This is a genomic window from Streptomyces sp. NPDC058691 (genome assembly GCF_042714775.1).
Classification (GTDB): domain Bacteria; phylum Actinomycetota; class Actinomycetes; order Streptomycetales; family Streptomycetaceae; genus Actinacidiphila.
This window is the reverse complement of record NZ_JBHXSO010000105.1, coordinates 1-13742: the sequence shown is the minus strand read 5'-3', so window position 1 is coordinate 13742 and position 13742 is coordinate 1. Positions and strand designations below refer to the sequence as shown.

Here is a 13742-nt window from a genome sequence, read left to right as displayed (position 1 = left end):
TTAAACCACACATCTATCCTCCTCCCCCACCCCCCCCCCGCCCGGGGGGGGGCGGCCGGCACCCCCGGGCCCCCCCACGGACGGAGCCATGCCTGCGTCACACGATGGCGGGCCGGCCCAGCGCGGGCCCGAGACGGGTGGCGATGTCGGTGAGGATCTGCACGTAGTCCTCGTGCTCGAAGCTGAACGGCAGCGCGAACGCCACCTCGTCGACCTCGCGGAAGGCCGCGTGCGCCGTCAGCCGCTCGGCGATCTCGTCGGAGGTGCCCACGAGGTCCGGAGCGAACATCAGGCGTGCCGGCCCCTGCGGCGTGGCCGTGCGCGGCAGCCGCGCCTCGGCGTAGGCGGTGTACTTGGCACGCTGCTCCGCCGTGGCGCTGTCGGTGGGGATGACGACGAGTCCCTGTGAGACGCGGGCGCTTTCGCCGTCGGGATGACGGTCCCGGAAAGCACGGATGTGCGAGAGCTGGACCTGGGCGAAGTCCCCCGAGCCCTCCGAACCTTCCGGCCCCTCCGGCCCCTCCGGCCCTTCCGGCCCTTCCGCCTTGACGACGCTGCTGGTCAGGAAGTTCATCCCGTGCTCACCGGCCCACTGGGCCGATCGCAGGCTCCCACCGCCGTACCACATGCGGCGGCCGAGCCCCGGCGAGTGCGGCTGGACGCGGTCGGAGAAGACCTCGAAGCCCTCGACACCGCTGAAGTCGGTGGCCGGCTTGCCCCGGACGAAGTCCAGCAGGCGTTCCACGCGGGTGTAGCCGAAGTCCTCGTGGTCGGCGGTGCCGGGGTACAGGGCGTGCTTGACCTCGTCGTAGTGCATCGGCGGACCCACGCTGACCCCCGGGTTGAGGCGGCCGCCGGACAGCAGGTCCACCGTGGCCAGGTCCTCGGCCAGCCGCAGCGGGTTCTCCCAGCCGAGCGGGATGACGGCGGTGCCCAGTTCGATGCGGCTGGTCCGCTGCGAGGCCGCCGCCAGGACGGCGACGGGAGACGAGATGCCGTACTGCAGGTGGCGGTGGCGCACCCAGGCGCTGTCGAAGCCCAGCCGCTCCCCCAGCTCGATGATCTCCAGCGTGGACTGGTGGCCGCGGCGGGGATCCGCCTCGTCGAACAGCCCGATGGTCAGGAAGCCCAGCTTGCGCAGCGGCCTCGACGTCGGCGACACGGCGTTTCCTCCCTCGTCAGCGGCGTCCGCGGCACCCGTGCCCGCGGTGCTGCGATTGTCCCAGCCGCCCGCCGCGCACCGGCGCTCACCCCTGCGCGGACGGCGGCAGGACCCCGAACTCGGCGGGCCCGACGGTGAGCACGCCGTCCGTCAGCGGTGTGCACCGCACACCGCCCTTGCCGCGCAGGGCGCGCTGCGCGCCGGGGCCGATGACGGCGTCCATCCAGGCGCACGGCCGGGCGGGGCGCCGTACGGCCAGCAGGACCGGTCCGGCGCCGGTGTCGAGCGACACGGTCGTGCCCACGAGCGCGTCGATGTCGACACCCCTGAGCAGGACGTTGCGGCGGGCCTGCCGGAGGTCGACCGCCGGGTCGATGTCCACGGGGAGGTTCTCCGCGGCCATGAGTGTGACCGCGGCGTCGCGATGGGCGGGGCGTCCGTAGTAGCGGTCCCCCACCAGGCCGAGGTTCGCCCGCACCTCGGCGCGGAGGACGAGTTCGCCGTCGTGCGCCGGGGACGGCCCGTCGGACGGCCGCCCCATGTACCGGTGCACGGGCGAGACCAGGAGCTGGACGACTTCCACCGTGGACATGATGGCCACCAGCCTACGGCCGCCCGGGCCCGGCCGGGGCGGCGATTGGTACAGACCTTGACGCGAGCACGCCACAGCCCTACGGTCTCGACGTAACCCTGCGTTCACGTCCACATACGTCGTTCACATAAATGAACGATCCGATCCGACAGGAGGTCCCCCCATGCGCGTGCGTACGCTGCTCGCCTCCCTGGCCGTCGCGACCGTCGCCATCGGCAGCGGCCCCGCCTTCGCCGCCGACCCCAAGGTCGCCCCCGGCGGCAACTTCGATCTCTCGGTGTGGCAGCTCCAGGAGCCGGTCGGCTCCCCGGGCTCACCGACCACCATCTCCTCGTCCCGGCTCCAGGGGGCGAACGGCTACCAGGACTCGTACTTCTACACCGACACCCGCGACGGCGCGATGACCTTCTGGGCCCCGGAGAAGGGCGTCACCACGCCCAACTCCAACTACGCCCGCTCCGAGCTGCGCGAGATGAACCGCAGCGGCAGCGCCGCGGACTGGCCGCTCAGCGGCACCCACCGCATGAACGCGACGCTGCGCGTGGTCTCGGTGACCTCCAACGTCTGCGTCGGGCAGATCCACCTCGGCTCGGGCGGCTCGTCCACCAAGCCGCTGCTGGAGCTGTACTACCGCGCCGGCGGCGACATCGTGCTGGGCACGGAGAACTCGCCCTCCGGCGGCCAGACGCTGCACACCGTCGGCCATGTGTCCGTCGGCAAGACGTGGACGTACACCATCGGCGTCTCCGGCGGCCACACCATCGACCTGACGGTCAACGGCAGCACCACGCACTACGCGATCCCGTCGTCCTTCAACCCGTACAAGCAGTACTTCAAGGCCGGCTCGTACAACCAGTCGTCCTCCGACAGCACCACCAAGGGCGCACGCGTCGCCTTCTACGGCCTCACGGTCTCGCACAGCTGAACCGCCGCTCCCGCCGCGGGCCGCGCGCCCGCGGCGGGGCCGCGGGACCGCGCGACCGCCCCCCGGCCCGGTCACGCCCCCGCGCAACGCTCGCGCAGGACCGCGACCCCGTCGCCCCTGAGGTCGTCGCAGTACGCCCGGCGCCCGGTCATGGCCATCACGAGGGAGATCGTCGGGCCGGACACCGGCGCCCCGGAACCGCGGGCGAAGGGGCCGTCGTCCGCGACGAGCCGCAGGCCGCCGATGCGGCCCTTGGCGAGCACCACCATGTCCGACCCCTCGTAGTACTCGGCGACGCGGGTGAGCGTCCCGATCGGGTGGTCGCGGCGCAGCCCCAGCGGGCGCCGGATGTCCTCCCCGTGCACGATCACCTCGCCGAGCATGGCCACGACGGGCACCGGGGGCTTGGTCCTGCTCGGCACAACCCGCCGGAAGCGCTCCAGCGTCTCGGCCGGTGTCGCGCCCAAGTGCTCCGCGAGCCGCATGGCGACCATCCGGTCGAAGTCGAAGCGGCAGCGGATCACCCCGGCCATCCACCGGGCGGGCGTGAGCCGCGCCGACGCGGTGATGTGCGCCAGCACCTCACGTACCGTCAGCCCCTCGCACAGGGACGGCGTCGCCCACCCCGCCTCGTCCAGTCCCGCCAGATCCGCCGCCAGCGCCGCCCGTTCGGCCTCGACCAGGGGCCACACCCCGGTGCCTGCGCCCTGGTCCACGGTCGCATCCTCATCGGTCATCGCCTGCACGTCTCCTGTCGGGCGGCCGCCCGTCGTGATCGGCCGGACGCCGATCCCCCACGGAAGGAGACCGCCGGGGCGGGACGAACTCATCGCGTCGCGGGTCACGATACGACGCGCTGTCGGGGGGCGGACGCCACGGCCGCGTCGGCCATGCCGAGCTCACCGGTCGGACGCAGCAACCCGGCAGCGGAGCGTCCGCATAACATGCCACCGCGGGGTGCCACGTACGAAGGAGTGTCGGCGTGAAGGTGATTCTGTTCGGGGCGTCAGGCATGGTCGGGCAGGGCGTGCTCCGTGCGTGTCTGGAGGACCCGGGAGTCACGGAGGTCATCGCCGTCGTGCGACGGCCCCTCGGCCGGAGCGCCGAAAAGCTTCGTGAAGTGCTTCATACCGACTTCACCGACCTCACCGCGATCGCAGCGGATCTGGCGGGGGCCGACGCGTGTTTCTACTGCCTGGGGGTCTCCTCGGCAGGGCGCAGCGCCGCGGAGTACGAAACCATCACCTACACCTACACGTTGGCGGCCGCCGAGGTCGTCGCCGCCGGCAATCCGCAGGTGACCTTCGCCTATGTGTCGGGGGAAGGCACCGACAGCAGCGAACAGGGGCGGACCTTCTGGGCACGGGTCAAGGGCCGGACGGAGAACGCCCTGCTGGCCATGGACATGCGTGCCTACGCCTTCCGTCCCGGATGGATCCAGCCCGTGCACGGTGAGACCTCGGGAACGAGGGCGTACCGGGTGTTCTACCGGTTCACCTCCTGGCTCTATCCGCTTCTGCGCCGCGTGACACCCCGGTATGTGACGAGCACCGAGCATCTCGGGCGCGCGATGATCGCCGCGGTCCGGCTCGAGGGTGCAGGTCCCCACCTGCTGCACTCGCGGGACATCACGCAGCTGGGTGCGTGAGGCCACACAGGCAGGCCACCTGCCCACCGGCCGGCTGAGGCCGGTGGGCAGCGCATCGGCCGGACGGCCGGTCAGGCGGTCCGCGCCGCGAGCTCCGCGTTGGCGCGCTCGGTGACGAGAGCGAGGACGCGGCCGGCGGCGGCCAGGTCCTCGGCGGGTATCCCGCCCCAGATGCGGGCGGAGACGGGTGCGGTCTCCGCGCCGACGGCGGCGAACATCTCGCGCCCCGCGTCCGTGGGGCGAAGGTGCGCACCGTCGGTGCCGAGCAACTGCTTGGCCAGCAGCTCGTCGAGCGTGGGGCGGATGTCGGCCGGATCCGCCTTGAGGGACTGCTGGACCTGGCTGATGAGGTCGTCCGGCGTCTGCGGGACGTCGGAGGTGATGGCGGCGCGCAGGGCGACCTGCTGCTGGAACGTGAGGCCGTGCCGGGCAAGGACGAGCTCCAGGACGCCGCGGGCGGCGTAGTGGGCCAAGGCGAGGCCGCGGGCGTCGGCGACGGGCGCGGTGGATGCGGCAGTGGTCATGATGCTGTCCCCTTAGTTGCTCTCGTCGTTTTAGTTGCTCTCGTCGTTCGGTACGGATGGAGCCAGAGGTGCGTCGAGCAGGGTCGTCAGCTCGTCCGTGAACGCGCGCGTTCGCAGGGCGTCGAGGCCGCCGAGCGGCTCCAGCAACTGCTGAAGCAGTTCCTGGACCACCGTGATGGCCTGCCGCGTGACAGCCAGTCCTCGCTCGGTGAGAGCGAGCTGTACGGCACGCGGGTCGCGGGGATCCCGGGTGCGCTCGACCAGGCCGGCCGACTCCAGGGCGCGCGCCAGCTTCGAGACGTACAGCGCCTCCAGGCCGGTGTGGTCGGCGAGTCGGCGCTGGCTGGGCCGCTCGCCGGCGCGCTGCATGCCGTACAGCGACGCGACCAGTGAGTACTGCGCGTGGGTGAGGCCAAGCGGCGCCACCGCGCGATCGACCGCGACGCGCCACTTGTTGGCGAGCCGCCACACCAGGAAGCCGGGCGTGGGGCCCGGTGGGACCTTGCTCATGACCAATAGAGTACATAGACATTATATCCATGGCTACTATTTCCCGGCAGAGGTCGCGCTACCCGACCTCTCGCTTCGACATGCCGGAGCCCGCCGAACCGGCCGCCGCTGCCGGACCGTTCACGTCGCGGGCCGGCACCCCGGTCACTTCGGCAGCGCGGCGACTTCGGCCGTCATCCAGATCAGGCGCTCGCCGTTGTGGTCGAACCCGTGCCGGGTGACCATGCCCATGCGCTGGTAGAAGCCCTCGGCGCGGGGCTCCGCGCCGACGCCGAGCAGGCGCGCGCCCAGTGCGACGGCCCGCCGGACCAGGTCGCCCCACAGCAGGCGCCCGACGCCGGTGCCGATGAACGGCCGGTCGACGAAGAACAGCCCGATCCCGAGGTAGTCCTCGTGCTCGTTGAGGGTGTAGAAGCCGATGGGGACTCCGCCCTTCTCGGCGACCGTGGCATGCCGGGCCGCGATGTCCACTGCCGTGAGCTTCGGCGTCACGTCGCGAACGTCCTCCGCGCGGCCGCCGGTCCAGTGCGACTTCGACCGCAGCACCAATGCGTCGAGCAGGGGGAGTTCCTCCGGCCGGGCCGGGCGGATCGAGAGGCCTTCCATGCCACGAGGGTGGCACTCACCAGTCGTGACGTCATCCCGGTGCCCACCCTCCGCGGAACACACCGGTCCTCTTGAACGTCCGTGATTCGTAAGAATCTTGGGGCTGCGCGAACGTAGCGCACGGACGGGTTCGCACAGTAGAAAGCTCAAGCAACGCATGGCTTGCTGCGAGCCGGGCGATCCGGGGCCTCGACTGCCCACGGCGTCCGACCGGCGTCCAACCGGAGTCCCCCGAGGAGGCGGATCGATGACATTCGGTGAGTCGTCCCTGCCGAGAGAGCGCTCTCACATCCCCGGAAGCACGCCCCGCCTCCCACCGGCCCCATGCCGGCCATCCACCTTTCCACCCAATCGAGTCCGCGCTCAGCGGAAAGGACGATCCCTATGATGACCCTGCCTCCCGGCACTGCGGGTCACCCGTCCCAGCGCCCCGCCCGCCGAAGATTCGGACGGGTTCTCGCGCTCGGCGTCATCCTGGCGACGTGTGTCATGGCGACCGGAACGGCCGCCACCGCCCAGTCGCCGGACCCCGGCACGACAGGCCTCGGCACGACAGGCCTCGGCGCCAACGTCACCGTCTTCGATCCGAGCATGCCGGTCAGCGACATCCAGGCGACCCTCGACGCCGCGAACGCCGCGCAGGTCGACAACGAGATGGGCACGACGCGCCACGCCTACCTCTTCAAGCCCGGCACGTACGGCACCGCGCAGCACCCGCTCCAGGTCAAGGTCGGCTACTACACCGAGATCGCCGGCCTGGGCGCCTCACCCACCGATGTCGTCATCAACGGCAAGGTCGAGGTCTACAACCGCTGCCTGGAGGGCGGCGGGACGAGCAACTGCCTGGCGCTGGTGAACTTCTGGCGGACCCTGACCAATCTGTCGATCAAGATCAACGCGGCCGGCCAGGGCGGCTGCCAGGCATCGGCCGACTTCTGGGCCGTGTCCCAGGCCGTGTCCATGCGCCGCCTGGACATCAGCGGCGGCAACCTCTCGCTGATGGACTACTGCAGCGCCGGTCCGCAGTACGCCAGCGGCGGCTTCATCGCCGATTCCAAGTTGCCTTCCGTGACGAGCGGATCGCAGCAGCAGTGGCTCACCCGCAACTCCGAGGTCGCCGGCTGGTCCAACGGCGTGTGGAACCAGGTCTTCTCGGGTGTCGTCGGCGCCCCGGCGGAAACCGGCTTCCCGAACCCGCCCTACACCACGCTCGACACCACTCCGCTGAGCCGCGAGAAGCCGTATCTGTTCGTCGGCACGGACGGGGCGTACAACGTCCGCGTGCCGTCCGCCCAGAAGAACAGCCGGGGCGTCTCGTGGGCCGACGGCATCACGCCGGGCCGCACGATACCGATCGGCGACTTCTTCGTCGCGACCCCGTCCGACTCGGTGCACGACATCAACAAGGCGCTGTCGCAGGGCAAGAACCTGCTGCTCACCCCCGGCGTCTACGACATCGCGTCGACCATCAGGATCAAGCGCGCCGACACGGTGGTCCTCGGCATCGGACACGCGACGCTCACCGCCGTCGACGGCTCGACCCCGATCGAGGTCTCCGACGTCCCCGGAACCGTCATCGCCGGCGTCACGATCGACGCGGGCCCGAAGAAGTCGCCGGTTCTGCTGCAGGTGGGCAAGAAGCCCGGCAACAACCACAAGAGCTCGCCGGACGACCCGACGACCCTGTCCGACGTGTACTTCCGCGTCGGCGGACCGCACATCGGCAAAGCCGACGTCGCGCTCCAGGTCAACAGCGACGACGTGCTCATCGATCACACCTGGGTCTGGCGGGCCGACCACGGTGTGGACGGCTTGACGGACACCGAACGCTGGAACACCAACATCGGCCGCAACGGGGTCGTCATCAACGGTGACCACGTGACCGCGACAGGCCTGTTCGTCGAGCACTTCCAGGAGTACAACACCGTCTGGAACGGCGAGGACGGTACGACGATCCTCTACCAGAACGAGTTGCCGTACGACCCGCCGACGCAGGCCGACTGGATGAACGGCCAGGTCGAGGGCTGGGCGGCCTACAAGGTCGACGACGACGTGAAGACGCACCGCCTGTACGGCGGCGGCGCCTACGTCTTCAACCAGAACAACCCGGCCATCCACACCGAGAACGGCTTCGAGGTTCCCCAGACCCCGGGGGTCAGGCTGCACCACATCATGACCGTCAACCTCGCCGCCGGCACGCTCGACCACGTCGTCAACGGCGTGGGCGGTCCGGCGGACACGACAAGGATCGGTTCGCCGGTGTACGTGACGGACTATCCGAACCCGTAGGTCAGCTGACGTAGGTCGAGGTCTGCCCGGTCCGGTCGCCACCGGACCGGGCAGTCCTCTTTGAGCGCCCGCCCCTGCTCCGCGGGGTGGGGAGCGGGTCTGCCACACTGGCGGAGACGGCAGCGCCCTGTCGTGAGCGGTGTGGCGCGGAGTGCGGCGGAAGGGCGAGATGAGCGCGAGGCGGAGTCGTTCGCCCGGCGGGCTGGAGCGAGAGGTCATCGCATGCCTGGCGGTGGCGGGCGTTCCGATGACCGCGTCGGAGGTACAGGCCGAACTGGGCGGAGATCTCGCCTACAACACGGTGCTGACCGCCCTGTCCCGGCTGTATGCGAAAGAGGTCCTCCAGCGTTCGTCACAGGGGCGTGCGTTCGCCTACCGGCTCGCCGGGAACGGCCCGGCGGATGCCGAGGCCGCCGCCACCGCCCATCGGATGCGCATGCTGCTGGACGCGGGCAAGGACCGTACGAACGTTCTGACCCGTTTTGTCGGCTCGCTGGACGAGGAGACGGAAAGTCTGCTGCGTGCTCTGCTCAACGAGCCAGAGTCCGAGGACGAGCCGTGACGGCCGCCGCGGATCAGTGGCCCGTCCTTGTGGTGGCCGCCGTGCCCTTCGCACTCGGCGCGCTCAACCCGTGGCTGGTCGGCCGTATGGGCACCCGGTTGGCGCCCGCGACGGCGACCGTGTTACTTACCTGTCTTGCGCTCACCGTTGCACTGGCGACGGGCCTGTTGCTCTGTCTCGCGGCCGTGATAGCCCTGGCCGAGGCGCCCTTCATGTCCGGGCTGCACCATTGGTCTCCGACCGCACTGCGCGCCATCCTGCCTTTGCCTCCCGCCGTGTGGGACGTCAGCGGGGTGGTCGCGGTGCTCCTGCTCGCCTCCGCGGCCGTTCATCTGCTGCGGGTGGTACGACAGGCCCGCCACGCATCCATGGCCGCCGCGTCGCTGCCCTCGCTCGGCGGGGATCTGGCTCTCCTCGAGGACGACGCGGCCATCGCCTACGCATATCCCGGCCGCCATCGCCGAATCGTCGTCTCCACCGGCATGCTGAAACGCTTGTCCGCCGCGCAGCGCCGTGCCCTGCTGGCCCACGAAGACTCCCATCTGCGGCATCACCATCACCGCTACGTTCATCTGGGGCGGCTGGCTGCGGCTGCCAACCCGTTGCTGATCCCGGTTTCCCGTGCCATCGACCTGGCCGTCGAGCGGTGGGCCGACGAGAGCGCGGCTCAGGAGGTCGGCGACCGGAAGACCGTAGCCCGCGCGGTTGCCGTGGCAGCCCTCGCGTCCGCCGCACGGCCGGCGCCCGGGGGAAGCCTGGGCGGCGCGCGGAACGACGTCGGCCGCCGGGTCGACCTCCTGCTTCGTCCGCCTGCTCGCCAAGTGCTCGCATGGGTCTTGATCGCGGCCACGATCGTGGTGTGCTGGACGGCGACCGGCTTCGCCATCGAACACCTTCACATGTTGATGGAGCACGCCGAGGCATAGCCATGGCCACCTGTAAGGCTCCCGCGCGTCGCACTCGATGAGGGCGCGGCCCCAGTAGGCCGATCGCGCAAGCAAGGGGCCCCTGGCCGGCGGTGACGCCGGCCAGGGGCCGCTGTTGCGGTCAGGCCAGGTCAGCCGTCGTTCTCCGAGGACGGGATGTAGGCGCCGGGCACGTCGTTCGGCGCGAAGATCTTGGCCTCGCCGGGGTACGCCTTGGTCCAGTTGTGCGTCTGGTACCACGTGAGGTGGTTCATCTGCTCGGGGTTGGCGTAGTCGGCTATGGCGTTGGGGCCGGTCGTGTGCTGCTTGGACTCCCAGGTGTTCCACTGCGCAGCGAGGGCCTGCATGTTCGCCGGCACCTTCGACGCCGGCACCAGCGCTGCGCTGGGGTTCTGCGGCGCCGGGGTGTCCAGGCCGCACGCGGGCGCGGTCTTCACGCCGTCGGTCAGCGAGGTCCGGTTGGGCAGCGCGGTGAACGGCGTGTAGTCGGGCTTCTTGGTGAACGCCCCACTCATCGGGCTGGCCGCGCTGTCCTTCTGGTTCATCGGGTGGATCCCGAGGATCTGCTCGATGGTGCGGATCATCGTGATCTGCGAGTAGTAGTGGCTGTCGACGGTGCCGTGCTGGGCGTAGGGGCTGATGATCTGGACGGGGGCACGGTGGCCGTCGACGTGGTCGAGGCCTGCCTGGGAGTCGTCCTCGACCACGAAGATCGCGGAGTCCTTCCAGTACTTGCTGTGCGAGATCTCGTCAACCATCCTGCCGACGGCGAGGTCGTTGTCCGCGACCTGAGCGGCCGGGCCCGCCGTGCCACCGGTGTGGTCGTTGGAGAGCCAGAACATGTTCAGGTTCGCAGGACCGTTCTTCTCGAACTCCTGCTTCCAGATCTCTTCCTTGTAGATGTCCGGGACGCTGGTGTCGAACAGCGGGAAGCCGGGCACCGACACGTCGTTGAGCGACGGGATCGCCGAGCCCGTCTGAATGGGGAAGGCGGTCTTCTGCCCGGTGGCCTGCATGTTCTTGGTGTCGCAGTACAGGTTCTGCCAGGTCGCGCCGGCCGGCTTGCTCTCCACCGACTGGAACTCGCCGAAGTCCTTCACGGACTTTCCGGCCGCCTGCGCACCGGTCCAGATGAAGCCGGACTTCTGGTGGCCGAGAACGTCGTTCTCGGTGTCGTAGCTGCGCAGGTACTCACCGGCCGAGGACTCGGTGTACTCCGGGTCGTCGGACTGCATCAGCCAGTTGTGGCCCTCGGCGGAGTTCGTGCCGATGTCGTACGTGTTGTCGTACAGACCGAACTGCGAAGCCAGCGCGTGCTGGTTCGGCGTGACGTTCTGGCCGAACTGCGCCAGCGCCGGGTCGCCGTTGCCCTGCGGTATGTCACCGTAGACCTGGTCGTAGGTCCGGTTCTCCTTGACGATCAGGAAGACGTGCTTGATCGTCGAGGGGTCGCCGATCTGCGCCGGGACCGGCACCGGCTTCTTGTTGCTGTGGCCCTTGCCGTTGGCGATCTTGACCGAGTTGTTGGTCCAGCCGTTCTGCCGAAAGACCTTGTCCGTCTCGGACTTGATGACCTTGTCGCTCGGCAGCGTGAACCACTGCACGCTCGACGTCGTGTCGTGGGTGCCGTGCCCGGCCTTGGTGGTGGGGCGCAGGGCGTCGATACCACGGGTGTTGGACACGACGATCTGGTTGCCGACGGTGGCGATCTCCGAGGGGAAGTAGTCCGTCGGGAGCAGGCCGACGTAGCTGACCGGCTCCTGCGCGCTCGTGTAACGGTAGACGGCGACCGCGTTGGCGCGGCCGAGCGTCACCAGCAGGCGGCCGTCGTCGGTGAGCGTGACCGCGTTGGGCTCGTAGCCCACGGACGCCTCCGGCCACGGCTGCGTGGCAATGGTCTGGACGACCTTGTTCTTGCGGGTGTCGATGACCGACACGTCGTTGGTGGCGGTGTTGGTGACGAACACCGTCCCGTTCTTGGCGTACACGGCGGTCGGGTGCAGACCGACGTCGATGCTCGCGACGGCGGCAGCCGGGTTCGCCAGGTCGATGACGCTGACCGTGCCGGTGGTGCTGGCACCGGTCTTCGGGTTCGCCGGCACCTCGGTGCCGTAGGAGTTCATCGTGGTCTCGCCCGGCTTCGCCGGACGCCCGCCCTCGTTGCTGACGTAGAGCTTGCTGCCGACCATCACCATGCCGCGCGGGGCGGTGCCCGTGGTCCAGCTCTGCTGGATGGTCCCGGTCGCCGCGTCCATGGCGACCACCCGGTTCTGGCCGTTGACCGCGGAGTACACGGTGGAGCCGTCGGCCGAGAAGACGGCCGCGCCCGACAGTGCGTGCTTGGCCCCGTCGGCCGCGATGGTGATGTTCACCGGGTTGGACAGGGTGCCGTCAGGGTTCACGGTGAACTTGGTGTAGCCGTCGGTCCGGCTCAGCCACAGCTGCTTGCCGTCGGGCGAGTACGTGGGGCCTTCCTGGCCCACGTCGCTGCCGCTGATACGCAGGTTGTCGACCGCGGAGCTGCCGACGAGCTGCTGCACCTTCCAGGTCTTCAGGTCGACAATGGTCAGCGCCGCGTCACCATCGGTGACCGAGGCCGCCATGTGGGTTCCGTCCGGGCTGATCGTGGACGACATGATCTTGCCGTCGTTGATGACCGAGTGGCTGCCGTACGGGGCGATGTACTGGTCGCCGGCGACCAACTGGCCCTGATCGTAGGTCTGGCCGACCTGGTCGGTGCCGAACTGGTGCGTCTGGGCAACAGCGGTGCCCGTGACGGCGAGGGCGACAGCGATGCCCGCCGCCGTTACCAGGGGCATGCGGCCGATGCGCTTGCCGAGAAGGCCGACCTGCTCCTTCTGGTCAATCCGGCGCTGCCGTTTTACCTGCATGGAACTATCCCTTCGGGATGGTGGACAGCAGTGCGACGTTGCCGTCGAACTGCCACAGCGGGTTCGGTGCGTCCCCGGTCGGGGTCCGCACCAGGAAGTAGCCGTTCACTTCCTTCGGTCCGTCGCCATCGGCGACGTACCGCCCATCTGAGGTGACGTCGAGTTGGTAGATGGCCGAACCTGCGGCCTCGACGCCAGGGAGATGCCAGGAGACGACGCAATGCCAGTCGTTGCCCGGCCCGTGGGCGCCGTCGTGGACGTCGCCCTTGCTGCACGTCGCCGCGGCCCTCACCTGCGCTTCGGTGACATCGGGGCGGTTGAGCTGCTCGGTCTGCCGGCGGTAGAGGTGGGCGAAAGCCGTGGCGACCGACCGCTCCACCTTGTCCTGCTCGATCCCCGAGCCCGGGGCCCCGGTCGTCACGGCGACGACCGCGACCGTCGCGGCGACCAGCCCGGCGAGCGGCAGCACGCCGACGGTGACCGCGCGGCGCCCCGCGCCGTCGTACGTGAGGTTGGTGAAGTCGCGCCGCAGGAAGAGCAGGTAGGCCAGCGCGGTCGCGACCGCGGCCCACACCAGGCTGACCACGATGCCGATCAGAAGCGGGCCCAGCTGAGTCGGACTGGTGAACAGGCCGTTCCAGGAGATGAAGGCGTACCCGGGCAGGGCGAGACGTACGGCGACGGGGATCGGCAGCATCTGGGCGAGCTGCATCGCGAGCGCGACGAGCGCGGGCAGCAGCAGCCCCATCGGGGACCGCCCCAGCGCGACGGACCCCAGCAGTCCGATCGCGGCCAGGGCCAGGGTCGGGGCGAGCACGCAGACCCAGGCGAGCAGGACCTTGCCCGCGGCGTCGCCGGCCGTCAGCAGATGGCCGTCGAGGCCGACGAGCGGCTGGTTGCCGACCGCCACCAGCCCGCCGGCCGAGCTGGAGCAGGCCAGCCCGGCCACGAGCAGCAGGATGACGGTAAGGCTGGCCAGGGCCTTCGCCGCGAAGATCCGTCGAGGCGAGCGGACCGCCACGAGCAGGTGGCGCCAGGTGCCGAGCCGGTCCTCGGAGGCGAACACGTCGCCGGCGACCACGGAGGTCAGCAGCGGGAGCGCCCAGG

Annotated in this window: 13 protein-coding genes; 5 read left to right on the top strand and 8 right to left on the bottom strand. The window is 69.9% G+C overall.

Translation table 11 applies throughout. From position 1 onward, the window contains the following. Nucleotides 1-97: 97 nt before the first annotated feature. Nucleotides 98-1162: an LLM class flavin-dependent oxidoreductase gene (locus tag ACFWVC_RS37330; RefSeq protein ID WP_384298468.1), complete on the bottom strand. Its 1065-nt coding sequence runs from the start codon at nt 1160-1162 to the stop codon at nt 98-100. An 85-nt stretch (nt 1163-1247) separates the two neighbouring features. Next, nucleotides 1248-1754: a molybdenum cofactor biosysynthesis protein gene (locus ACFWVC_RS37325; protein ID WP_384298465.1), complete on the bottom strand. Its 507-nt coding sequence runs from the start codon at nt 1752-1754 to the stop codon at nt 1248-1250. Between the two features lie 163 nt (nt 1755-1917). Here ACFWVC_RS37325 and ACFWVC_RS37320 point away from each other — a divergent pair, with 163 nt between their 5' ends. Then, nucleotides 1918-2679: a polysaccharide lyase family 7 protein gene (locus ACFWVC_RS37320; protein ID WP_384298462.1), complete on the top strand. Its 762-nt coding sequence runs from the start codon at nt 1918-1920 to the stop codon at nt 2677-2679. A 71-nt stretch (nt 2680-2750) separates the two neighbouring features. Here ACFWVC_RS37320 and ACFWVC_RS37315 read toward each other — a convergent pair whose 3' ends face one another. Continuing rightward, entirely contained in the window at nt 2751-3416 is a 666-nt protein-coding gene (locus ACFWVC_RS37315) for a maleylpyruvate isomerase family mycothiol-dependent enzyme (protein WP_384298459.1), read from the bottom strand. Nucleotides 3417-3661: 245 nt separating this feature from the next. On the opposite strand from ACFWVC_RS37315, the gene ACFWVC_RS37310 reads away from it, so the two are divergent. Continuing rightward, entirely contained in the window at nt 3662-4327 is a 666-nt protein-coding gene (locus ACFWVC_RS37310; RefSeq protein ID WP_384298456.1) for an NAD(P)H-binding protein, read from the top strand. 71 nt (nt 4328-4398) lie between these two features. Here ACFWVC_RS37310 and ACFWVC_RS37305 read toward each other — a convergent pair whose 3' ends face one another. The 3 genes from ACFWVC_RS37305 to ACFWVC_RS37295 form a co-directional block, all read right to left on the bottom strand. Further along, nucleotides 4399-4851, bottom strand: coding sequence for a MarR family transcriptional regulator (locus tag ACFWVC_RS37305; RefSeq protein ID WP_384298453.1), 453 nt, complete (start codon nt 4849-4851; stop codon nt 4399-4401). A gap of 30 nt (nt 4852-4881) precedes the next feature. Then, entirely contained in the window at nt 4882-5361 is a 480-nt protein-coding gene (locus ACFWVC_RS37300; RefSeq protein WP_384298450.1) for a MarR family winged helix-turn-helix transcriptional regulator, read from the bottom strand. 144 nt (nt 5362-5505) lie between these two features. Then, complete coding sequence (locus ACFWVC_RS37295; protein WP_384298447.1) at nt 5506-5967, bottom strand: GNAT family N-acetyltransferase; 462 nt, start codon at nt 5965-5967, stop codon at nt 5506-5508. Nucleotides 5968-6456: 489 nt separating this feature from the next. On the opposite strand from ACFWVC_RS37295, the gene ACFWVC_RS37290 reads away from it, so the two are divergent. From ACFWVC_RS37290 to ACFWVC_RS37280, 3 genes are all read left to right on the top strand, one after another. Next, complete coding sequence (locus ACFWVC_RS37290; protein ID WP_384298444.1) at nt 6457-8256, top strand: hypothetical protein; 1800 nt, start codon at nt 6457-6459, stop codon at nt 8254-8256. A 169-nt stretch (nt 8257-8425) separates the two neighbouring features. After that, a complete protein-coding gene (locus ACFWVC_RS37285; RefSeq protein WP_384298441.1) occupies nt 8426-8818 on the top strand; it encodes a BlaI/MecI/CopY family transcriptional regulator in 393 nt (130 codons plus the stop codon). Beyond that, complete coding sequence (locus ACFWVC_RS37280; protein ID WP_384298438.1) at nt 8815-9744, top strand: M56 family metallopeptidase; 930 nt, start codon at nt 8815-8817, stop codon at nt 9742-9744. Before ACFWVC_RS37285 ends, ACFWVC_RS37280 begins: the two co-directional genes overlap by 4 nt. A gap of 131 nt (nt 9745-9875) precedes the next feature. Here ACFWVC_RS37280 and ACFWVC_RS37275 read toward each other — a convergent pair whose 3' ends face one another. Further along, entirely contained in the window at nt 9876-12635 is a 2760-nt protein-coding gene (locus ACFWVC_RS37275; RefSeq protein ID WP_384298434.1) for an alkaline phosphatase family protein, read from the bottom strand. Between the two features lie 4 nt (nt 12636-12639). After that, on the bottom strand, nt 12640-13742 hold a 1103-nt coding region (locus ACFWVC_RS37270; protein ID WP_384298431.1), incomplete at its 5' end, for an ABC transporter permease.

What these genes read in the sequence shown, in the direction of transcription:
- ACFWVC_RS37295 (WP_384298447.1), bottom strand. Translation starts at nt 5,967, where the DNA reads ATGGAAGGCCTCTCGATCCGCCCGGCCCGGCCGGAGGAACTCCCCCTG.
- ACFWVC_RS37285 (WP_384298441.1), top strand. Translation starts at nt 8,426, where the DNA reads ATGAGCGCGAGGCGGAGTCGTTCGCCCGGCGGGCTGGAGCGAGAGGTC.
- ACFWVC_RS37300 (WP_384298450.1), bottom strand. Translation starts at nt 5,361, where the DNA reads ATGAGCAAGGTCCCACCGGGCCCCACGCCCGGCTTCCTGGTGTGGCGG.
- ACFWVC_RS37325 (WP_384298465.1), bottom strand. Translation starts at nt 1,754, where the DNA reads ATGTCCACGGTGGAAGTCGTCCAGCTCCTGGTCTCGCCCGTGCACCGG.
- ACFWVC_RS37305 (WP_384298453.1), bottom strand. Translation starts at nt 4,851, where the DNA reads ATGACCACTGCCGCATCCACCGCGCCCGTCGCCGACGCCCGCGGCCTC.
- ACFWVC_RS37275 (WP_384298434.1), bottom strand. Translation starts at nt 12,635, where the DNA reads ATGCAGGTAAAACGGCAGCGCCGGATTGACCAGAAGGAGCAGGTCGGC.
- ACFWVC_RS37320 (WP_384298462.1), top strand. Translation starts at nt 1,918, where the DNA reads ATGCGCGTGCGTACGCTGCTCGCCTCCCTGGCCGTCGCGACCGTCGCC.
- ACFWVC_RS37315 (WP_384298459.1), bottom strand. Translation starts at nt 3,416, where the DNA reads ATGACCGATGAGGATGCGACCGTGGACCAGGGCGCAGGCACCGGGGTG.
- ACFWVC_RS37290 (WP_384298444.1), top strand. Translation starts at nt 6,457, where the DNA reads ATGGCGACCGGAACGGCCGCCACCGCCCAGTCGCCGGACCCCGGCACG.